A 19,344-nucleotide genomic window follows, 5' to 3' on the forward strand; every position below is an offset into this window, starting at 1 on the left:
TTACTTGGCAGCGGTCTTGCCGAAGCGGTTGCGGAACTTCTCGACGCGACCACCCATGTTGTCCACCGACTTTTGCGTGCCGGTGTAGAAGGGGTGCGATTCGCTGGTGGTGTCGAGCTTGAACAGGGGCAGCTCGCGGCCGTCGTCGGTCTTGCCCATTTCCTTGGTGTTCGCGCACGAACGGGTCACGAACTTGAAGCCGTTCGACATGTCGACGAACAGAACTTCGCGGTAATTCGGGTGGATGCCTTCTTTTGCCATGGTGTTTCCTTTTGCGCTGTTGGAATCAATGCGCGGTCGATGCGAGAGCCACCAGCGTGCCAGCAATCTGGCGCGCCGCCCTGAGGTCTTGACGTGAAGTGAAGGCCAAGGAAGCCGGGCGACGTGCCCAGCCGCACTTTTCGCGGAGCCCATGATTATCGCATACTGCCCCAATTGCGAGCAAACCGGGCCCTCCCATGACTTCCACACCCCTTCGCGCCGGCCTTGTCGGCTACGGTTTCGCCGGCCAGACCTTCCATGCGCCGGTGCTCTCGGCCGTTCCGGGACTCGAACTGGCGGCCGTGGCGAGCTCGCAGCCGCACAAGGTGCATGCCGACTGGCCCGGCGTGGCCGTGGTGCCAGACGTGACGGCGTTGGTCGCCCGGGCGGACATCGACCTCGTGGTGGTGGCGACGCCCAATGCCCAGCACCATCCGGTCGCCAAGGCGGCGCTGGAGGCGGGCAAGCACGTGGTGGTCGACAAGCCCTTCACGCTCGACGTGGCCGAAGCACGGGAGCTCGAATTGTTGTCAAATCGCAACAAGCGCGTGCTCTCGGTCTACCAGAACCGGCGTTTCGACGCCGATTTCCTGACGCTCCAGCAGGTCCTGGCGTCTGGCGATCTGGGGCGCCCGGTGTACCTGGAATCGCATTTCGACCGCTTCAGGCCCGAGGTTCGTGAGCGCTGGCGAGAGCAGCCGGTGCCGGGTTCGGGCCTGTGGGTGGACCTGGGCGCGCATCTGGTCGATCAGGCCGTGCAGCTTTTCGGCCGGCCCGACACGCTGCAGCTCGATACGGCCGCTTTGCGCGATGGCGCGCTGGTCGAAGACTATTTCCATGCCGTGCTGCGCTACGAAGGCGGCCCGCATGCGCCCCTGCGCGTGGTGCTGCACGCCACGACGCTCGCGGCCCATGCGGCGCCGCGCTACATCGTGCACGGCACGCGCGGGAGCTACGTCAAGCACGGCGTCGACACGCAGGAAGACGCGCTGCGCGCCGGCCAGCGGCCGCCGGCCGAAGGGTGGGGGGGCGATCCGCTCGATGGCGAACTCACGCTGACCGGCGGCGACGGCGCGCCGCACTTTCGCGCGGTGCCGACGCAGGCCGGCAACTACGCCGACTACTACGCCGCGGTCCGCGATGCGATTCTCGGCAAGGGGCCCAATCCCGTGCCGCCCGCGCAGGCCGTTGCACTGATGGAGCTGCTCGACATCGGCCGCCAGAGCGCCGCCGAAGGCCGCGCCATCCGCATCGAGCGCCCATGAAAAAAGCGCGTTGACCCGTGAGGGCCAACGCGCTTTTGCGGAAAAGCTTGAAGCTCAGCCGCCGCGACGCATCATGTCGAAGAACTCGACATTGGTCTTGGTCGCCTTCATGTTCTTGAGCATCAGCTCCATCGACTCGATCTCGTCCATGTTGTACATGAGCTGACGCAGGATGCGGGTCTTCTGCAGGATCTCGGGGGCCAGCAGCAGTTCTTCGCGGCGCGTGCCGCTGCGATTGAGCTGGATCGAGGGGAACACGCGCTTTTCGTACAGGCGGCGGTCCAGGTGGATTTCGGAGTTGCCGGTGCCCTTGAACTCTTCGAAGATCACTTCGTCCATGCGGCTGCCGGTGTCGATCAGCGCGGTGCCGATGATGGTCAGCGAGCCGCCTTCTTCCACGTTGCGCGCGGCGCCCAGGAAGCGCTTGGGACGCTGCAGTGCGTTCGAATCGACACCACCGGTCAGCACCTTGCCCGACGAGGGCACGACGTTGTTGTAGGCGCGGGCGAGGCGGGTGATCGAGTCCAGCAGGATCACCACGTCCTTCTTGAGTTCGACCAGGCGCTTGGCGCGCTCGATCACCATTTCGGCGACGTGCACGTGGCGCGCTGCGGGCTCGTCGAAGGTCGAAGCGATGACTTCGCCCTTCACCGTGCGCTGCATTTCGGTCACTTCTTCAGGGCGCTCGTCCACGAGCAGCACCATCATGTGCACGTCGGGGTAGTTGGCGCTGATCGCGTGGGCGATGTGCTGCATCATCACCGTCTTGCCGCTCTTGGGCGGTGCCACGAGCAGGGCGCGCTGGCCTTTGCCGATGGGGGCGATGATGTCGATGATGCGGCCGGTGAGGTTCTCTTCGCCCTTGACGCCTTCGCGTTCCAGCTTCATCTGTTCCTTGGGGAACAGTGGCGTCAGGTTCTCGAACATCACCTTGTGCTTGTTGGCTTCGGGTGCGCCGTCGTTGACCTTGTCCAGCTTGGTCAGTGCGAAGTAGCGCTCGCCGTCCTTGGGCGTGCGCACTTCACCTTCGATCATGTCGCCGGTGTGCAGGTTGAAGCGCCGCACCTGGCTGGGCGAGATGTAGATGTCGTCGGTGCTGGCCGTGAAGCTGGTGTCCGGGCTGCGCAGGAAGCCGAAGCCGTCGGGCAGGATTTCGAGCACACCGTCGGCGAAGACCTGTTCGCCGGCCTTGGCGCGCTTCTTGATGATCGCGAACATCAGCTCTTGCTTGCGCATGCGGCCGATGTTTTCGATCTCAAGCGCCTCAGCCTGCTTGAAGACTTCAGACACGTGGAGTGCCTTGAGTTCGTTTAAGTGCATGGAACGACCCCTGGAGGGGTAATCGAATCGGGAACGGGGGGAGGTTTGATGTGGGGCAAGAACTGCCTCACGAACCGGGGAACTCGAACCGGTTGCCTGATGAAAGGCCCGGTGAACTGAGGGCGATTATGACAGGAAAATCGCCCCGGCCAACGCATTGCGCGCTGGCCGGAAGAAATGCATCAGGCGAGTTGCTGGTCGATGAAGGCCGTGAGTTGCGCCTTGCTCATGGCGCCGACCTTGGTGGCGGCCAGTTGGCCGTCCTTGAACAGCATCAGCGTGGGGATGCCGCGAATGCCGAACTTGGCGGGGATGTCGCGGTTCTCGTCGACGTTGAGCTTGGCGATCTGCAGCTTGCCTTCGTAGGTGGCCGAGACTTCGTCCAGGATCGGAGCGATCATCTTGCAGGGACCGCACCATTCGGCCCAGTAGTCGACCAGAACCGGCTGGCTGGACTTGAGCACGTCGGCCTCGAAGGAAGAATCGGAGATGTGTTTGATCAGTTCGCTGGCCATGTGATGTGTCCTTGTGCGCAGAGAGAGTTTCGGTGCAGCTAAAGTGCGGGTCATTGTGACAGAAACCAAGGGGCGACGTGCCATGCGGCCCGGCTATGGCGGCGATAGCCAAAGCCCTTTGCGGCCCTGCCGCCGACCCCCTCAACCCCCTCGATAGAACATGAACGAAGGCCACCCCGTCCAGGCCCTGTGGTGCGATCCCGCCGACGGCGTCGTCGCGCGGATCGTGCGCGCGCTCGACGAGCGCCAGCTGCATGCGGCGCGCACCGTGGTGCTGGTGCCGTACGCGCAGCTGATGGCGGTCGCGCGCGGCATGTGGGCGCGCTGCGGCAGCCCGGGCTTCGTGCCGCGCTTCGAGACCACGCACAACTGGGCGCGCAGCGCGGGCGGCTTCCTGCCGTCCGGCTACGACATCGCCTTCGACATGGCGCGCGACCTGGTCACGGCCCAGGGCCTGCTCGCGCAGTCGGGCTTCCAGGCTGAACGCTTCGCGCTCGCGGGGCGGGTGGTCGAGCTGGCCTACCAGCTGGCGCCGCTGGCATCCGCCGTGGCGCCTGACGTGCGCGGCAGCGACTGGGCCCAAGGGGCGTCCAAGGTGGCCGATGCCGGCAGCGAGTCGGAGTGGTTCCGCATCGAGAGCGCGCTGATCCGTGTCGCCGTGGCCTGGGCCGCGAACTCGGGCTACGCGACCGACGTGCTGCTGCGCGACGCGGCGCGCAGCCAGGTCGATGCGCTGATCGTGCTCGAGGGCTTCCAGACCGATCCGCTCACGCAGGCCCTGTGCGCGCTGTGGGGCGACCGCGCGATCCGCATTCCGCTCGTGCCCGCCGATGCCCCGCCATCTGCGGCCCACGCGCACGTGGCGCTCGACCCCGAAGACGAGGCCCAGCTGGCCGCCGCCTGCGTGCTGCAGCACCTGGCCGAGGGCCGCGCGCCGGTCGCGCTCGTCGCCACCGATCGCGCGCTCACCCGCCGCATCAGCGCCCAGCTGAGCACGCAAGGCATCGTCACGCACGACGAAACCGGCTGGAAGCTGTCCACCACGCGCGCCGCCGCCACGCTGATGAGTGCCTTGCGCGCCTGCGCGCACGACGCGGCCACCGACCAGGTGCTCGAATGGCTCAAGAGCGGCGCCGAAGTCGATGGGTTCGCCGTGCAGTCGCTCGAAATGCGCTTGCGACGCGAAGGCGTGCGCGACTGGCAGGCGTGGTGCGCGTTGATCGCGCGCAGCGACAAGCCGCAGGACGAAAGCCTGCGCACGTTCACCGCCACCATCGAAACTCGCCGCGCCCCGATGGCGCGCGCGCGCTCCCTGGCCGAGTGGCATCGCGCGCTGCGCGAGCTGCTGACGGCCGGCGAGCAGTGGGATGCGCTTGTCGCCGACTTCGCGGGCGCCAAGGTGATCGCTGCCCTCTGGCTCGATGCCGACGCGCACGGCGAGGAAGACGAGTTCCCCGGCGGGCGCCACAGCCTCGCCGAGTTCACCGCCTGGGCGCGCGACGTGCTCGAGGACGCCAGCTTCGTGCCGCCCGCCGGCGACGAGGCGCCCAAGGTGTCCGTGCTGCCGATGTACCAGCTGCTGGGCCGCGTCTTCGGCGCCGCCGTCATTCCCGGCTGCGACGACCGCCGCATGCCCGCGTCGCCCGAGCCGCCGGGCAACTGGAGTGCGGCGCAGCGCCTCGACCTGGGCCTGGCCTCGCGCGAGGTGCTGGAGGCCGCGCAGCGCGCGGCCTGGGCCATGGCCACGCGCAACCCGAGCTGCGATCTGGTCTGGCGCCATTCCGATGCCCGCGGCGAACCCGTGCGGCCGAGCCCGCTGGTGCAGGCCCTGCAGCTCGCCCATGCACTGCAGCCGGGCGTCGATCCGCGCACGCCGCGCGACGTCGCCGTCTCGCCGACCCTGCGGCCCACGCCCTCGGGCGCGCTGCTGCCGCTCACCAATGTGTCGACCAGCGTCTACGAAGACCTGCGCCGCTGTCCCTATCGCTTCTTCGCGCTGCGCCAGCTGGGCCTGCGCACCGCCGACGAGCTCGATGCCGAGGTCGACAAGCGCGACTTCGGCAACTGGCTGCACGCGGTGCTCGGCCAGTTCCACGAGACCCTGCGCGACGCGCCGACGAGCGATGCGCAAGCGCGCGCCACGCTGCTGGCCGACACCGCGCGCGATGTCACGCAGACGCTCGGCTATTCCGACGCCGAGTTCCTGCCCTTCGCCGCCGCGTGGCCGACGGTGCGCGACGGCTACCTCGACTGGCTCGCGAAACATGAAGCGGACGGAGCGGTCTTCGTCGAGGCCGAGCCCTGGAAAGAGCAGCCCCTGGGCACCCTGCGGCTGGTCGGCCGGCTCGACCGCGTCGATCGCACGGCAGACGGCCAGCCCTTCGTGATCGACTATAAGACCGAGACCGCCTCCGTCACCAAGGAGCGCGTGAAGGACCCGACCGAAGACACGCAGCTCGCCTTCTACGCCGCGCTGGTCGCCGACGACACCTTGCGCGCGGCCTACGTCAACGTGGGCGAGAAATCGTCCGGCACACAGACCGTCGAGCAACCCGCCGTGGTCGAGGCGCGCGATGCACTGGTCGCCGGCATCATCGACGACTTCGCGCGCATCGCGCAGGGTGCGCCGCTGCCGCCACTGGGCGAGGGCAGCGTCTGCGATTTCTGCGCCGCACGCGGCCTGTGTCGCAAGGATTTCTGGGAGGTCACGCCATGAACGGCGCTGCCTACGAACACAACGGCCGGCACGTCGCGCGCGAGGCCTTCTACACCGTCGCCTGCGATCCGCGGCGCTCGGTCGCGGTCGAAGCCTGCGCGGGCGCCGGCAAGACCTGGATGCTGGTGTCGCGCATCGTGCGCGCGCTGCTCGAAGAGGGCGATTCCGCCTGCGAGCCGCACGAGATCCTGGCCATCACCTTCACCAAGAAAGCCGCCGGCGAGATGCGCGAGCGGCTCGACCAGTGGCTCGCGCTGTTCGCCGAGCTCGATCCGGCCGCGTCGCAACGCGAGCTCGTGATGCGCGGCATGACACCGGAGGCCGCGCAGGCGGCCGTGCCGCGCCTGCAGGGGCTCTACCGGCGCCTGCTCGAAGGCGGGCGCCCGGTGCAGTTCCGCACCTTCCACGCGTGGTTTGCGGGCCTGCTGCGCAACGCGCCGCTCGCCGTGCTGCGCGAGCTGGGGCTGCCCGCGAACTACGAACTGCTCGAAGACGATGCCGAGGCGCGCAACCACACCTGGCGTCCGTTCTTCGAGGCGGTGACCGGCGATGCGCGTGCGCTGGCCGACTACTACGCGGTCGTCGCCACGCACGGCCGCTCTCAGACGGCGAAGGCGCTGGGCGAGGCGCTGTCGAAGCGGGTCGAGTTTTCGCTGTCCGATCCCCAGGATGCAGTGACGCCGTTCGACGTGCTGTACCCAGCCCTGCAGGGGCTGGAGGTGCCGACCGACGCGCTGCGCGGCGAGGCCGTGCGCCGTCGCTGGCTCGACCGCGCCGCCGCCCTCGGCTGCGAGGCCAACAAGACACCGCAGAAGGCGGCCGAAGCCATCATCGACGTGTTCGGCACGGGCGAGCCCGCGCCTGAGGCGCTGGCCGACGCGCTCGCCGTGCTGCGCAAGACCTTCTTCGTCGCCAGCGAAGACCGGCTCACCAAGAACCTGCAGAAATTCCCCGCCGCGCAAGAGGCCGAGACCGAACTGCAGCTGCTGTGCGCCGCGCAGGCGCAGCACGCGGCCTGGCTCTACCAGCAGCGCATGACGCGACTCACGCGCCTGCTGATCACCGCCTTCGGCGAGGTCAAGCGCGCGCACGGCTGGGTCGACATGAACGACGTCGAGCAGGCCGCGCAGCTGCTCTTGGGCCAGTCGGCGCTGTCGGGCTGGGTTCAGGAGCGGCTCGACGCGCGCGTCGCGCACCTGCTGATCGACGAGTTCCAGGACACCAACCCGCTGCAGTGGCAGGCGCTCTACGGCTGGCTCAGTGCCTACACCGGCGCGGGCGGCAGTGCGCCGCGCGTGTTCATCGTGGGCGACCCGAAGCAGAGCATCTACCGTTTTCGCCGCGCCGAGCCGCAGGTGTTCATCGCCGCCAAGAAGTTCGTGCGCGAAGGGCTCGGCGGCGAACTGCTCAACTGCGACCACACGCACCGAAACGCGCGCGCCGTGGTCGGCCTCGTCAACAGCGCGATGCTGGCCGCGCAGGCGGTCGGCGAGTTCGACGGCTACCGCGCCCACACCACCGAGCGCGGCGACGACGGCGAGCTGCTGAAGCTGCCCGCCATCGACCGCGACGCGCTCGACACCGCCGTGGCCGCCGCGCCCGCCGACGACGGCATGCTGCACTGGCGCGACAGCCTCGTCACGCCGCGCGTGCTGCCCGAAGAACAGCTGCTGCAGAAGGAATGCGAGCAGGCTGCGCGCTGGGTCGCGCAGCGCATCGCCGACGGCACGCCGCCGCGCCAGATCATGGTGCTGGCGCGCCGCCGCAGCCGCTTGTCGGCCATGCAGGATGCGCTGCGCCGCCGCCACATTCCCGTACAGCAGCCCGAGAAGAACGACCTGAACGACGCGCCCGAGGTGCAGGACGTGGTCGCGCTGCTCGACGCGCTGGTGTCGCCCGCGCATGACCTGTCGCTGGCGCGCGCGCTCAAGTCGCCGCTGTTCGGCATCGACGACGACACGCTGGTGCAGCTGGCGCGCTGCCAGCGCGAGACGCCGGTGGCCAGCTGGTTCTCTCTGATCCAGAAGGGCGAAGGCCTGCCGCCCGTGCTGATCGAGGCGGGCGTGCAGCTGCGCCGCTGGCAGCGCTGGTTGATGGCGATGCCGCCGCACGACGCGCTGGATGCGATCTTTCACGACGGCGACGTGCTCGCGAAGTTCGGCGCCGCGGTGCCGGCGGCCTTGCGTCAGAGCGCGCTGGCGAACCTGCGCGGGCTGGTCGCCGCTTCGCTCGACATCGACGGTGCGCGCTTCGCGACGCCTTATGCCCTGGTGCGCGCCTTGCGCGCGGGCAGCGTGCGCGCGCCCACCGTGGCCGCGCCCGAGGCGGTGCAGCTGCTGACCGTGCACGGCGCCAAGGGCCTGGAGGCCGACACCGTGCTGATGCTCGACTGCGACGCGCCGCCGCCGCGCGCGCAGACCATGGGCGTGCTGGTCGAGTGGAAGGGCAGCGACAGCGCGCCGACGCGCTTCGTGTTCCTGGCCAGCGAGAAGACCCCGCCGGCCTGCGCCGCCGCGCTGCTCGAAGAGGAGCAGCGCGCGCGTCACCGCGAAGAACTCAACGGGCTCTACGTGGCGACCACGCGGGCCCGCGAGCGGCTGGTGCTGTCGTCGGTGAAGCCGTCGCGCGCCAACGAGGGCAGCTGGTGGGCGCGGCTGGAGCCGCTGTGCGAGCCGACCGAGGCCGACGAGCCGCTGGTCGAAGCCTCTGCTGCCTGCGAGAGCGGGGTGGGCACCTTCGCGATGAAGCGCCTGCCCGCACCGCTCGTGGCTGCAACCGGTGCGCCGCCCGAAAAGAAAAAGGCACAAGACGCCACGGTCGACGCGCGCGCCGCCGCGTTCGGTCAGGCCATGCACCGGCTGCTCGAATGGGCGGTGCCCGGCGAGGCGCTGCCACCGGCCCATGTGCGGGCGGCCGCGCGCGAATTCATGCTCGATCCGCAGCAGGCACGTGGCGCCGCGGCGCTGGCCCAGCGCATCCGCGCGGGCGCCGGTGCCTGGGTGTGGGACGATCGCAGCATCGACTGGCATGGCAATGAAGTCACGCTGGTCCACGAGGGCGATACCTTGCGCATCGACCGGCTGGTGCGCGAGCGCGCCACCGGCGCATGGTGGATCCTCGACTACAAATCGGCTGCGCGCCCCGAACGGGACGCGGCCCTGATCGCACAGATGCAGCGCTACCGCGCTGCCGTGCAACATGCCTACCCCGGTGCCACGGTGCGCGCCGCGTTCCTGACCGGGCAGGGCGAACTGGTGAATCTCGAATGACTGTTTCTTCTACCGTCGCCGTCATCGGCGGCGGACCTGCCGGCCTGATGGCGGCCGAAGTGCTGAGCGCGTCCGGCGCGCAGGTGCATGTGTACGACGCGATGCCCTCGGTGGGCCGCAAGTTTTTGCTGGCCGGCCGCGGCGGCCTCAACCTCACGCACTCCGAGCCCTTCGACGTGTTCGTAACCCGCTTCGGCGAGCGCCGCGCGCAGCTCGAGCCGCTGCTCGCCAAATTCGGTCCGCAACAGGCGCGCGAGTGGGCGGCCGGACTGGGCATCGAGACCTTCGTCGGCACCTCGGGCCGCGTGTTCCCGACCGACATGAAGGCCGCGCCCTTGCTGCGCGCCTGGCTGCATCGCCTGCGCGCCGCGGGCGTGCAGTTCCACATGCGGCATCGCTGGATGGGTAGCGGGGCCTTCGATGCGAACGCGCTGCGCTTCGCGACGCCGACAGGCGAGGTCATCGCCAAGGCCGACGCCGTGGTGCTGGCCCTGGGCGGCGCGAGCTGGGCGCGCCTGGGCTCCGACGGAGCGTGGGCACCGTGGCTGCAGGCGCAGGGCGTGGCGGTGGCGCCGCTGCTGCCGGCCAATTGCGGCTTCGACGGCGCAGGCTGGAGCGAGCATTTTTCAAGCCGCTTCGCGGGGCAGCCCTTCAAGTCGGTCGCGATCGCCTTCACTGACAGCCAGGGCCGGCACTTCGCGCGCAAGGGCGAGTTCGTCGTCACGGCCACCGGCATCGAAGGCAGCCTGGTCTACGCGGCGTCGGCGCTGCTGCGCGACGAGATTGCAGCGAACGGCAGTGCGACGCTGCTGCTCGACCTGCTGCCCGACCGCAGCGCCGAGCAGGTGCTCGCCGCGGTGAAGCATCCGCGCGGTGCACGCTCGCTGAGCAGCCACCTCAAGAGCCGTCTCGGCATCGAGGGCATCAAGGCGGGCGTGCTGCACGAAGCGCTGAGCAAGGAAGCGATGCAGGACCCGGCGCAACTGGCGGCCACCATCAAGGCGGTGCCGCTGAAGCTGGTCGCGACGCGGCCGGTCGACGAGGCGATCAGCACGGCGGGCGGCGTGCGCTTCGATGCGCTCGATCCGGCCCTGATGGCGACGGCGCTGCCCGGCGTGTTCGCGGCAGGGGAGATGCTCGACTGGGAAGCGCCGACCGGCGGCTACCTGCTCACGGCGGCGATGGCCAGCGGCGCGGCTGCGGCGCGCGGCGCAATCCAGCGGCTGGGGCTGTAGCGGCAGGCGCTGCTCAGCGCTTGCACAGCCAGAAAAAGACCTGCTCGGGATCGTCCGCATCGAGGTTCTCGATGTGGCCGCTCTCCCTGAACCCGGCTTCTTTCAGCAGCGCGTGCATCGCCGTGTTCGAGCGGTTCGTGGAGGTGAAGAGCTTGGGGCGTTCGCAGATCGACTGGAAGTGATCGACGAGCCGCAGGCCGAGTCGCCTGCGACGAAACCTTTCGCCGACCATGAGCATCTCGATGAAGCCGCAGTCGAAGAAGTGGTGGTGCAGGACGCCGTAGGCGGCGATCTCGCCATCGATCTCGATCACGTGGCAGAAGCGATCCTCGATCCAGCCTTGGATCTGCACGGCGCGGCGCGCATCGTGTGCGGCCACGGTGTCGAGGCGCACCAGCGCTTCAAGATCGCCGAGGCGGGCGGGCCGGATGTCCAAGTTCATGGATGGCTGCGCGAAGTTCTGGGAATTTGAGGTGTCCGGGGTTGGTAACCCCTGGACACGGCGCGTAAGTTCTCTGCAAAGGAACTCACGGCTTCTGGATGTTAGGTTGACGAGCCTTACCCCTGGCACTGACTACGCAGTTAGGGCTGCTTGGTTCCCCACCTGACCCGGTTGGCCACTTCACCATGCAGGGAGGCCCGTCAGCCTGCATTCTAACCGCGCGGATTTGCCCCCTTGGCCGGGGCGTGAATCATTTCGAGGGGGGACGGGAAACAAGCGTGAAGTGACCCCCGCCGCGCCTTTTAGAATGCCCGCAATGTCTTATCTCGTGCTCGCTCGCAAGTTCCGTCCGAAAACCTTCGGTGAGATGGTCGGTCAGGGGCATGTGGTCCAGGCGCTGGAAAACGCGCTGACGACGCAGCGCCTGCACCACGCCTATCTGTTCACCGGGACGCGGGGCGTGGGCAAGACCACGGTGTCGCGCATCCTGGCCAAGTCGCTCAACTGCCAGGGCCCGGACGGGCAGGGCGGCATCACCGCCACGCCCTGCGGCGTGTGCCAGGCCTGCCAGGACATCGATTCGGGCCGCTTCGTCGACTACACCGAGCTCGACGCGGCTTCCAACCGCGGCGTCGACGAAGTGCAGTCGCTGCTCGAACAGGCGGTCTACAAGCCGGTGCAGGGGCGCTTCAAGGTCTTCATGATCGACGAAGTGCACATGCTCACGAACACCGCGTTCAACGCGATGCTCAAGACGCTCGAGGAGCCGCCCGAGTACCTCAAGTTCGTGCTGGCCACGACCGATCCGCAGAAGGTGCCGGTCACGGTGCTGTCGCGCTGCCTGCAGTTCAACCTGCGGCCGATGGCGCCCGAGACGGTGCTCGAACACCTCACCAGCGTGCTGCAGACCGAACAGGTGCCGGCCGAGCCGCAGGCCCTGCGCCTGCTGGCGCGTGCCGCGCGCGGCTCGATGCGCGACGCGCTCTCGCTCACCGACCAGGCCATCGCCTTCGGCAACGGCGAGCTGCTCGAGACCGGCGTGCGCCAGATGCTCGGCAGCGTCGATCGCGGCCATGTCTTCCGCCTGATCGAGGCGCTCGCACAAGGCGACGGCAAGACCGTGGTCGACACCTCCGAGGCGCTGCGCCGCGACGGCATGTCCGCCGCGTCCACGCTCGAAGAAATGACGGCGGTGCTGCAGGCCATGGCCGTGCTGCAGGCCGTGCCCTCGCGCGCCGAATCGGCCGACGCGGCCACCGACCCCGATGCGGCAGACACGGCGCGCCTGGCGTCGCTGATGCCCGCCGACGAGACGCAGCTGCTGTACAGCCTGTGCCTGCATGGGCGCGGCGAGCTGGGCCTGGCGCCCGACGAGTACGCGGCGCTGACCATGGTGTTGTTGCGGCTGCTGGCCTTCAAGCCTTCCCACGCGGCCGCCTCGACGGCCTCCACGGAAAAAAAAACTCTGAATGACGCCGGTGGCGCCGCGCCGCGGGCTCCCGCGCGCGAAGCCGCCCCGGTTTCCCGGCCTTCGGTGCCCGATCCGGCACCGGCTGCCGCGCCTTCGCAACCGCCCGCACAACCCGCGCCGGCGGGCCAGCGGCTCGCGGTGGTCGATGCCCCGCAGCGCCAGCCCATGCCCCGGCCTGCGCCGCAAGAGGCGTCCGACGCCCCCGCAGCCCATGTCGTCGGCGTGCCGATCCGCGTGCAGCCGCCGCCCGGCCAGCGCGACGTGCCGCGCGAAGAAGAACAGCGCAGCACCTACACCCCGATCCCGCCGAGCGAAGAGGGCGACTTCTGGCATGCCACGGTCATGCAGCTCGTCGCCGCCGAAAGCGTCGCGGCACTGGCGCGCGAGCTCGCGCTGCAGTCGCAGCTGGTGGCGCGCGACACCGACCAGTGGATGCTGCGCATCGAGCGCGAAACCCTCAACCAGCCGTCCAGCCGCGAGAAGCTCACGGCGGCGCTGCAGGGCCTCGGCCACAATGTGAGGCTGGCCATCGAGATCGGCGGCGTGGTCGACAGCCCGGCGCGCCGCAACAAGCAGGCCGCCGACGAGCGCCAGCGGGTGGCCGAGGAAGCCATCCGCAGCGACCCCGAGGTGCAGATGCTGATGCGCGACTTCGATGCGAAGATTGTTCCCGGATCGCTGAAGCCCCTCTGAAGCCGGCGCCGCAGTCGCCGCATTTTTCGACCCGTATTCTTTCCATCACCCACCCATCACAGACAGGACCAACGATGTTCAACAAAGGACAACTGGCCGGCCTCATGAAGCAGGCGCAGGCAATGCAGGACAACCTCAAGAAGGCCCAGGAAGAACTGGCGCACATCGAGGTCGAAGGCGAGTCGGGCGCCGGTCTCGTCAAGGTCGTCATGACCTGCAAGCACGACGTCAAGCGCATCACCATCGACCCCAGCCTGCTGGCCGACGACAAGGACATGCTCGAAGACCTCGTGGCTGCCGCCTTCAACGCCGCCGTGCGCAAGGCCGAGGAAACCAGCGAGCAGAAGATGGGCAAGCTGACGGCCGGCATGCCCGGCCTCCCGCCCGGCATGAAGCTGCCGTTCTAAGCGAGGCATGGCAGACGCCAGTTCGCTCGATGCGCTGGTCGATGCGCTGCGCCGGTTGCCCGGTGTCGGCGTCAAGTCGGCCTCGCGCATGGCCTTCCACCTGCTGCAGCACGACCGCGAGGGCGCGCAGCTGCTCGCGCGCGCGTTGCAGCAGGCGGCGGGCCAGGTGCGGCACTGCGAGCTGTGCAACACCTTCACCGAAGCGCCGATCTGCCATGTCTGCATGGACTCGCGGCGCGACGGCACCAAGCTGTGCGTGGTCGAGACGCCGGCCGACCAGGCCGCGCTCGAACGCACGGGCGCCTTTCGCGGCTACTACTTCGTGCTCATGGGCAAGCTCAGCCCGCTCGACGGCATCGGGCCGAAGGACATCGGCCTGCAGAAGCTGTTCGACCGCGCACGCGACGGCACGGTGAGCGAGGTCATCCTCGCGACCAACTTCACCGCCGAAGGCGAGGCCACGGCGCACGTGATCGGCGAGGCGCTCAAGCAGCACGGGCTCACCGTGACGCGTCTGGCGCGCGGCGTGCCGGCCGGTAGCGAGCTCGAATACGTCGACCTCGGCACCATCGCGCACGCGCTGGTCGATCGCCGCTGACGCGCGGCCTCACGCAGGCCGCGTTCGTTCTTTCTCTTCGTTGTCGTCACCATGACCTTCTCTTTGCTCACCGTCGCCTACTGGTGCGTGTTCATCGCCTGCGGCCTGCCGTACCTCGCGGCATGGATCGCGAAGGCGGGCAGCTTCGGCGTGCGCGACAACATGCATCCGCGCGACTGGGCCGCCAAGCAAAGCGGCTGGCGCGCACGCGCCAACAGCGCGCAGGCCAACAGCTTCGAAGGCCTGCCGTTCTTCATCGGCGCGGTGCTCATCGCGCACCAGCTCGGCGTGGCGCAGGCGCGGCTCGACATGCTCGCGGTGGCCTACGTGGTGCTGCGGGTGATCTATCTCGCGCTCTACATCCGCGGCGCGCCGAGCGCGCGCAGCGCGGTCTGGGCACTCGCGTTCCTGGTCAATATCGCGATACTTTTTCTGGCGCGATAGCGCCTTGGCGAAGGCTTCTCCAGGAGGCCTTCGTGCTTACGTGAAAACCCGCACGGGATGACCCCGATGCAGGCCCACAGGGCGCACGCCTAAGCTCGATTCAGTTCACCAGAATCACAGAGCCCGCAGGACCGCGCCATGCTTCATCGCAGAACCCTCATCTCCGCCTCCGCAGTCGCTGCCGCAGCGATTGCATTGCCGCGGGTCTTTGCGCAGCAGGCCAAGCTGGAGAAAACCAAGGTCTCGATCGCGGTGGGCGGCAAGGCGGCGTTCTACTACCTGCCGCTCACCATCTCCGAGCAGCTGGGCTACTTCAAGGCCGAAGGGCTCGAAGTGGAAATCTCCGACTTCGCCGGTGGCGCGCGCGCACTGCAAGCGGTGGTGGGTGGCTCGGCCGATGTCTGCTCGGGCGCCTACGAACACACGATCAACCTGCAGGCCAAGAACCAGTTCTTCCAGGCCTTCGTGCTGCAGGGCCGCGCACCGCAGATCGCGGTGGGCGTGTCGACGAAGAACATGGCGGGCTACACCGGCATCCAGGACCTCAAGGGCAAGAAGATCGGTGTCTCGGCGCCGGGCTCGTCGACCAACATGGTGGCCAACCTCGTGCTCTCGCGCGGCGGCCTCAAGGCCAGCGACGTGAGCTTCATCGGCGTGGGCGTGGCGGCCGGTGCGCTCACCGCGCTGCGCTCGGGCCAGATCGACGCCATCAGCAACACCGACCCGGTGATGACCATGCTGGAGCAGAAGGGCGACGTGAAGATCATCAGCGACACGCGCACGCTCAAGGGCACCGAGCAGGTGTTCGGCGGGCCGATGCCCGCGGCCTGCCTCTACGCGCCGATCGATTTCATCCAGAAGCACCCCAACACCTGCCAGGCGCTGGCCAACGCGATCGTGCGTGGCCTCAAGTGGCTGCAGACCGCGGGGCCGGGCGACATCATCAAGACCGTGCCCGAGACGTATCTGCTCGGCGACCGCGCGTTGTACCTCGCGTCGTTCGACAAGGTGCGCGAGTCCATCGCCACCGACGGCCTCGTGCCGGCCGAGGGACCGAAGACGGCGCTCAACGCCATCGCGAGCTTCGACACCTCGGTCAAGGCCGACAAGATCGACCTCGCCAGGACCTACACCAACGATTTTGCAAAGCGTGCGAAAGACAGGTTCAAAGCCTGATTGCGAACGTTCAGCAACCCGGCTTCGGCCGGGTTTTTTCTTCCGGAGCGCCATGTCCGACTACGCCCTCGAACTCCTTTCCATCCGCTGCACCTTCCATTCGAAGGACGACCCGGGCCAGCGCTACACGGCGGTGGACGACACCACGCTGCGCATCGGCGCGGGCGAGTTCGTCTCGGTGGTCGGGCCCACGGGCTGCGGCAAGTCGACGCTGCTGAACGTGGGCGCGGGGCTGCTCGAACCATCGTCGGGCGGGGTGAAGGTGTTCGGCCAGCCGCTCACGGGCGTGAACAAGCGTGCGGGCTACATGTTCCAGACCGAGGCGCTGATGCCGTGGCGCAGCGCCATCGACAACGTGAAGGTGGGGCTGCAGTACCGCGGCGTGCCCGACGCCGAGGCGCACGCGCAGGCCGAGGCCTGGCTCTCGCGCGTGGGCCTTTCGGGCTTCGGCGACCGCTACCCGCACCAGCTCTCGGGCGGCATGCGCAAGCGCGTGGCGCTGGCGCAGACGCTGGTGCTCGACCCCGACATCATCCTCATGGACGAGCCCTTCAGCGCGCTCGACGTGCAGACGCGGCAGCTGATGGAGAACGAAGTGCTCGAACTCTGGAGCGCGAAGAAGAAGGCCGTGCTCTTCATCACGCACGACCTCGACGAGGCGATCGCGATGAGCGACCGCGTGGTGGTGCTGTCGGCCGGCCCGGCGACGCGGCCGATCGGCGAGTTCGTGATCGATCTGCCGCGTCCGCGCGACGTGGCCGAGGTGCGCACGCAGCCGCGCTTCGTGGAGCTGCATCGCCAGATCTGGGAGGTGCTGCGCGACGAAGTGCTCAAGGGCTACGCGCAGCAACTGAGGAAGGCCGCATGATGCCGCGCCTCGATGCACGCCATGCGCGCTTCTGGCAGCTCGCGCTGCTGGCCGTGATCCTGGTGCTGTGGCACGTGGCCTCGCGCAACGACCAGATCGCGTTCTTCCTCGGCCAGCCGATCGTGGTGGCGGGGCGCATCTGGAGCTGGTTCCTGCCCTTCGAGGTGCCGCCGAACCTGCTGTTTCCCGAAGGCCTGAAGGGCAACGCCGACATCTACCGCCACCTGGGCACGACGCTGCTCGAAACGGTGCTGGCCTTCGGCATCGGCACGGCGCTGGGGCTGGGCTGCGGCCTGTGGCTGGCGCTGGCGCCCACGGCGAGCCTGATCCTCGATCCGTACATCAAGGCCGCCAACTCGATGCCGCGCGTGATCCTCGCGCCGATCTTCGCGCTGTGGTTCGGCCTGGGCATCTGGAGCAAGGTGGCGCTGGCCGTCACGCTGGTGTTCTTCATCGTGTTCTTCAACGTCTACCAGGGCGTGCGCGAAGTGAGCCCGGTGGTGCTGGCCAACGCGAAGATGCTGGGCGCCAACCAGCGGCAGCTGCTGCGCACGGTGTACCTGCCCAGCGCCACGAGCTGGGTGTTCTCCAGCCTGCACACCTCCGTGGGCCTGGCCTTCGTCGGCGCGGTGGTGGGGGAGTACCTGGGCTCGGCGCGCGGCGTGGGCTACCTGATCCTGCAGGCCGAGGGCACCTTCGACGTGAACACGGTCTTTGCCGGCATCGTGGTGCTCACGGCCTTTGCGCTGGCGCTCGACGGCCTCGTGGGCCTGATCGAGAAGCGGCTCATGAAGTGGCAGCCGCGCAGCGGAGAGACTGAAAAGCTCTGAGCCGCGCGTTCAACGCGCCCAGTGCCTTCAGTGGGTCTGGCGTGTCTCGGTGTTGACCTGCACCAGCGCGCGTCCCGCGAAGAGGCCGCCGGACATCTCGAGCACCAGCCGTTCCTTGTCGCGGCGGCGCAGGTCGTCGATCACTTCGTCGGCTTCCTCGGGCGTGGCGCCCAGCGCGACCACGCCCTGGCGGCCGAAGGCCATCGCCGATTCGAAGGTCTCGCGGATCTGGTAGTCGACGTCGAGCTTCACGAGCTCCACCGCGTGCTCGCGGTCGAAGGCGCGCACCATCAGGTGCGCATGCGGGAACTCGGCCTTCACGTGCTCCGCGATGCGCGTGGCCACGGCGCGGTTGTCGATGCACACCATGATCGCGCGGGCGTTGTGCGCGCCGGCCGCATGCAGCACGTCGGCGCGTGCGCCGTCGCCGTAGTACACCTTGAAGCCGAAGTCGGCGGCGTCGCGGATCACCTGCGTGTCGTTGTCGATGATCGAGATCGACGCACCGCGCGCCAGCGCGCCCTGGATCGCGATCTGCCCGAAGCGACCGAAGCCGATCACGAGCACGTTGCCGGCCAGTTCCTCGGCTTTCTCCACGCCCTCCATCGAGGCCTGCGCGGTGGGCGCGAAGCGGCGATGCACCAGCACCACCAGCGGCGTGAGCGCCATCGACAGCACCACCACCGCCGTCATGTTGGCGTTGACCGTCGGGCTGATGACCTTGGCGGCGAGCGCCGACGAGAACAGCACGAAGGCGAACTCGCCGCCCTGCGCCATCAGCACGGCGCGGTCGAGCGCATCGGCGGGCGAACTCTTGGCGAGCCGCGCCACGCCGTAGATGCACAGCGCCTTGACCACCATCATCGAGATCACGCCCGCGACGATGAGCTGCCAGTTCTGCGCCACCACCGCGAGGTCGAGCGACATGCCCACGCCGATGAAGAACAGGCCCAGCAGAAGCCCGCGGAAGGGTTCGATGTCGGCTTCGAGCTGGTGGCGGAAGGTCGATTCGGACAGCAGCACGCCGGCCAGGAAGGCGCCCATGGCCATCGACAGGCCGCCGACCTGCATCAGCAGCGCCGCGCCCAGCACCACGAGCAGTGCCGCGGCCGTCATCACCTCGCGCGCCTTGGAGTTGGCGAGCACGCGGAACAGCGGATTGAGCAGCCAGATGCCGGCCGCCACCAGCGCCGCGAGCGCACCCACGGCAATGCCGATGCCGATCCAGCGTGAAGGTGCAATGGCCTGCTGCGCCGCATCCACCGGTGCGATGAAGGCGACGATAGCCAGCAGCGGCACGATCAGCAGGTCTTCGAAGAGCAGCACGGCGACGATCTTCTGGCCGCGCGGCGCGGCGATGTCGCCACGCTCGCCAAGCAGCTGCATCACGATGGCCGTGGAGGTGAGCACGAAGCCCATCGCACACACGAACGAGACGGCGAGCGGGAAACCGAAGGCCATGCCCACGCCGGTCAGCAGGATGCCGCACACCACCACCTGCAGGCTGCCCAGTCCGAAGATGTCCCGCCGCATGCTCCACAGGTGCGACGGGCGCATCTCGAGCCCGATCACGAAGAGGAACATCACGACGCCGAGTTCGGCCGTGTGAAGGATGGTCTGCGGGTCGGTGAAGAGGCCGAAGCCGAAGGGCCCGATGGCCAGGCCCGCCGCCAGGTAGCCGAGCACGGAGCCCAGCCCGAGCCGCTTGAACAGCGGCACGGCCACGACGGCGGCCCCCAACAGCGTGACGACCTTGATGAGATCGCCCGCGCTTCCTTCGACTGCCATGGCCTGTCCTCCTGATGTCGCTTTTTTGGTCCGGGCCCGGCACCGC

At 68.5% G+C, this 19,344-nt stretch carries 16 protein-coding genes and 1 other RNA gene; 11 read left to right on the top strand and 6 right to left on the bottom strand.

Translation table 11 applies throughout. The features are described from left to right. Window positions 1-261: a type B 50S ribosomal protein L31 gene (locus FFI97_RS04625; RefSeq protein WP_056580149.1), complete on the bottom strand. Its 261-nt coding sequence runs from the start codon at window positions 259-261 to the stop codon at window positions 1-3. Window positions 262-458: 197 nt separating this feature from the next. Between FFI97_RS04625 and FFI97_RS04630 the strand changes: the two genes are divergently transcribed. Next, complete coding sequence (locus FFI97_RS04630) at window positions 459-1,526, top strand: oxidoreductase (protein WP_139704588.1); 1,068 nt, start codon at window positions 459-461, stop codon at window positions 1,524-1,526. A gap of 54 nt (window positions 1,527-1,580) precedes the next feature. On the opposite strand, the gene rho is transcribed toward FFI97_RS04630, so the two are convergent. Together rho and trxA are read right to left on the bottom strand one after the other, a co-directional pair. After that, entirely contained in the window at window positions 1,581-2,846 is a 1,266-nt protein-coding gene (gene rho, locus FFI97_RS04635) for a transcription termination factor Rho (RefSeq protein ID WP_062473130.1), read from the bottom strand. Window positions 2,847-3,028: 182 nt separating this feature from the next. After that, a complete protein-coding gene (trxA, locus tag FFI97_RS04640) occupies window positions 3,029-3,361 on the bottom strand; it encodes a thioredoxin TrxA (RefSeq protein WP_042578306.1) in 333 nt (110 codons plus the stop codon). A 160-nt stretch (window positions 3,362-3,521) separates the two neighbouring features. Here trxA and FFI97_RS04645 point away from each other — a divergent pair, with 160 nt between their 5' ends. The 3 genes from FFI97_RS04645 to FFI97_RS04655 are packed head-to-tail and all read left to right on the top strand — an operon-like array spanning window position 3,522 to window position 10,581. After that, window positions 3,522-6,077: a PD-(D/E)XK nuclease family protein gene (locus FFI97_RS04645; protein ID WP_139704590.1), complete on the top strand. Its 2,556-nt coding sequence runs from the start codon at window positions 3,522-3,524 to the stop codon at window positions 6,075-6,077. Further along, window positions 6,074-9,346, top strand: coding sequence for a UvrD-helicase domain-containing protein (locus tag FFI97_RS04650; protein WP_144004372.1), 3,273 nt, complete (start codon window positions 6,074-6,076; stop codon window positions 9,344-9,346). The genes FFI97_RS04645 and FFI97_RS04650 overlap by 4 nt, the downstream gene beginning before the upstream one ends. After that, a complete protein-coding gene (locus tag FFI97_RS04655) occupies window positions 9,343-10,581 on the top strand; it encodes a TIGR03862 family flavoprotein (protein ID WP_144004373.1) in 1,239 nt (412 codons plus the stop codon). The genes FFI97_RS04650 and FFI97_RS04655 overlap by 4 nt, the downstream gene beginning before the upstream one ends. Before the next feature lie 13 nt (window positions 10,582-10,594). Here the strand turns inward: FFI97_RS04655 and FFI97_RS04660 are convergent, their stop codons facing one another. Together FFI97_RS04660 and ffs are read right to left on the bottom strand one after the other, a co-directional pair. Further along, window positions 10,595-11,023, bottom strand: coding sequence for a GNAT family N-acetyltransferase (locus FFI97_RS04660; protein ID WP_139704592.1), 429 nt, complete (start codon window positions 11,021-11,023; stop codon window positions 10,595-10,597). A 105-nt stretch (window positions 11,024-11,128) separates the two neighbouring features. Further along, window positions 11,129-11,225, bottom strand: an RNA gene (gene ffs / locus FFI97_RS04665) — signal recognition particle sRNA small type. 114 nt (window positions 11,226-11,339) lie between these two features. Between ffs and dnaX the strand changes: the two genes are divergently transcribed. The 7 genes from dnaX to FFI97_RS04700 all read left to right on the top strand — a co-directional run bounded on the left by dnaX (window position 11,340) and on the right by FFI97_RS04700 (window position 17,510). Continuing rightward, window positions 11,340-13,187 carry a DNA polymerase III subunit gamma/tau gene (gene dnaX, locus FFI97_RS04670; RefSeq protein ID WP_139704594.1) on the top strand — a complete coding sequence of 616 codons (1,848 nt, stop codon included), beginning with the start codon at window positions 11,340-11,342 and terminating at the stop codon, window positions 13,185-13,187. Window positions 13,188-13,261: 74 nt separating this feature from the next. Beyond that, window positions 13,262-13,594: a YbaB/EbfC family nucleoid-associated protein gene (locus FFI97_RS04675; protein WP_007836669.1), complete on the top strand. Its 333-nt coding sequence runs from the start codon at window positions 13,262-13,264 to the stop codon at window positions 13,592-13,594. Window positions 13,595-13,601: 7 nt separating this feature from the next. Continuing rightward, window positions 13,602-14,192, top strand: a complete 591-nt coding sequence (recR, locus tag FFI97_RS04680) for a recombination mediator RecR (RefSeq protein WP_062473120.1) — start codon at window positions 13,602-13,604, stop codon at window positions 14,190-14,192. Window positions 14,193-14,243: 51 nt separating this feature from the next. Beyond that, window positions 14,244-14,636 carry an MAPEG family protein gene (locus FFI97_RS04685; RefSeq protein ID WP_062473118.1) on the top strand — a complete coding sequence of 131 codons (393 nt, stop codon included), beginning with the start codon at window positions 14,244-14,246 and terminating at the stop codon, window positions 14,634-14,636. 138 nt (window positions 14,637-14,774) lie between these two features. Next, window positions 14,775-15,812, top strand: coding sequence for an ABC transporter substrate-binding protein (locus FFI97_RS04690; RefSeq protein WP_062473116.1), 1,038 nt, complete (start codon window positions 14,775-14,777; stop codon window positions 15,810-15,812). Between the two features lie 52 nt (window positions 15,813-15,864). Beyond that, complete coding sequence (locus FFI97_RS04695; protein ID WP_139704596.1) at window positions 15,865-16,680, top strand: ABC transporter ATP-binding protein; 816 nt, start codon at window positions 15,865-15,867, stop codon at window positions 16,678-16,680. After that, the gene (locus tag FFI97_RS04700) at window positions 16,677-17,510 is read left to right on the top strand and encodes an ABC transporter permease (RefSeq protein ID WP_062473112.1); all 834 of its coding nucleotides are present in this window, start codon (window positions 16,677-16,679) and stop codon (window positions 17,508-17,510) included. The genes FFI97_RS04695 and FFI97_RS04700 overlap by 4 nt, the downstream gene beginning before the upstream one ends. Before the next feature lie 27 nt (window positions 17,511-17,537). Here the strand turns inward: FFI97_RS04700 and FFI97_RS04705 are convergent, their stop codons facing one another. Continuing rightward, the gene (locus FFI97_RS04705; RefSeq protein ID WP_062473110.1) at window positions 17,538-19,298 is read right to left on the bottom strand and encodes a monovalent cation:proton antiporter-2 (CPA2) family protein; all 1,761 of its coding nucleotides are present in this window, start codon (window positions 19,296-19,298) and stop codon (window positions 17,538-17,540) included. Window positions 19,299-19,344: the final 46 nt, after the last annotated feature.

It is taken from the genome of Variovorax sp. KBS0712 (genome assembly GCF_006323185.2).
Lineage (GTDB): Bacteria > Pseudomonadota > Gammaproteobacteria > Burkholderiales > Burkholderiaceae_C > Variovorax > Variovorax boronicumulans.

Bases quoted from the DNA above. Each gene is read 5' to 3' on its own strand.
- FFI97_RS04625 (WP_056580149.1), bottom strand. From the start codon at position 261: ATGGCAAAAGAAGGCATCCACCCGAATTACCGCGAAGTTCTGTTCGTC.
- FFI97_RS04630 (WP_139704588.1), top strand. From the start codon at position 459: ATGACTTCCACACCCCTTCGCGCCGGCCTTGTCGGCTACGGTTTCGCC.
- rho (WP_062473130.1), bottom strand. From the start codon at position 2,846: ATGCACTTAAACGAACTCAAGGCACTCCACGTGTCTGAAGTCTTCAAG.
- trxA (WP_042578306.1), bottom strand. From the start codon at position 3,361: ATGGCCAGCGAACTGATCAAACACATCTCCGATTCTTCCTTCGAGGCC.
- FFI97_RS04645 (WP_139704590.1), top strand. From the start codon at position 3,522: ATGAACGAAGGCCACCCCGTCCAGGCCCTGTGGTGCGATCCCGCCGAC.
- FFI97_RS04650 (WP_144004372.1), top strand. From the start codon at position 6,074: ATGAACGGCGCTGCCTACGAACACAACGGCCGGCACGTCGCGCGCGAG.
- FFI97_RS04655 (WP_144004373.1), top strand. From the start codon at position 9,343: ATGACTGTTTCTTCTACCGTCGCCGTCATCGGCGGCGGACCTGCCGGC.
- FFI97_RS04660 (WP_139704592.1), bottom strand. From the start codon at position 11,023: ATGAACTTGGACATCCGGCCCGCCCGCCTCGGCGATCTTGAAGCGCTG.
- dnaX (WP_139704594.1), top strand. From the start codon at position 11,340: ATGTCTTATCTCGTGCTCGCTCGCAAGTTCCGTCCGAAAACCTTCGGT.
- FFI97_RS04675 (WP_007836669.1), top strand. From the start codon at position 13,262: ATGTTCAACAAAGGACAACTGGCCGGCCTCATGAAGCAGGCGCAGGCA.
- recR (WP_062473120.1), top strand. From the start codon at position 13,602: ATGGCAGACGCCAGTTCGCTCGATGCGCTGGTCGATGCGCTGCGCCGG.
- FFI97_RS04685 (WP_062473118.1), top strand. From the start codon at position 14,244: ATGACCTTCTCTTTGCTCACCGTCGCCTACTGGTGCGTGTTCATCGCC.
- FFI97_RS04690 (WP_062473116.1), top strand. From the start codon at position 14,775: ATGCTTCATCGCAGAACCCTCATCTCCGCCTCCGCAGTCGCTGCCGCA.
- FFI97_RS04695 (WP_139704596.1), top strand. From the start codon at position 15,865: ATGTCCGACTACGCCCTCGAACTCCTTTCCATCCGCTGCACCTTCCAT.
- FFI97_RS04700 (WP_062473112.1), top strand. From the start codon at position 16,677: ATGATGCCGCGCCTCGATGCACGCCATGCGCGCTTCTGGCAGCTCGCG.
- FFI97_RS04705 (WP_062473110.1), bottom strand. From the start codon at position 19,298: ATGGCAGTCGAAGGAAGCGCGGGCGATCTCATCAAGGTCGTCACGCTG.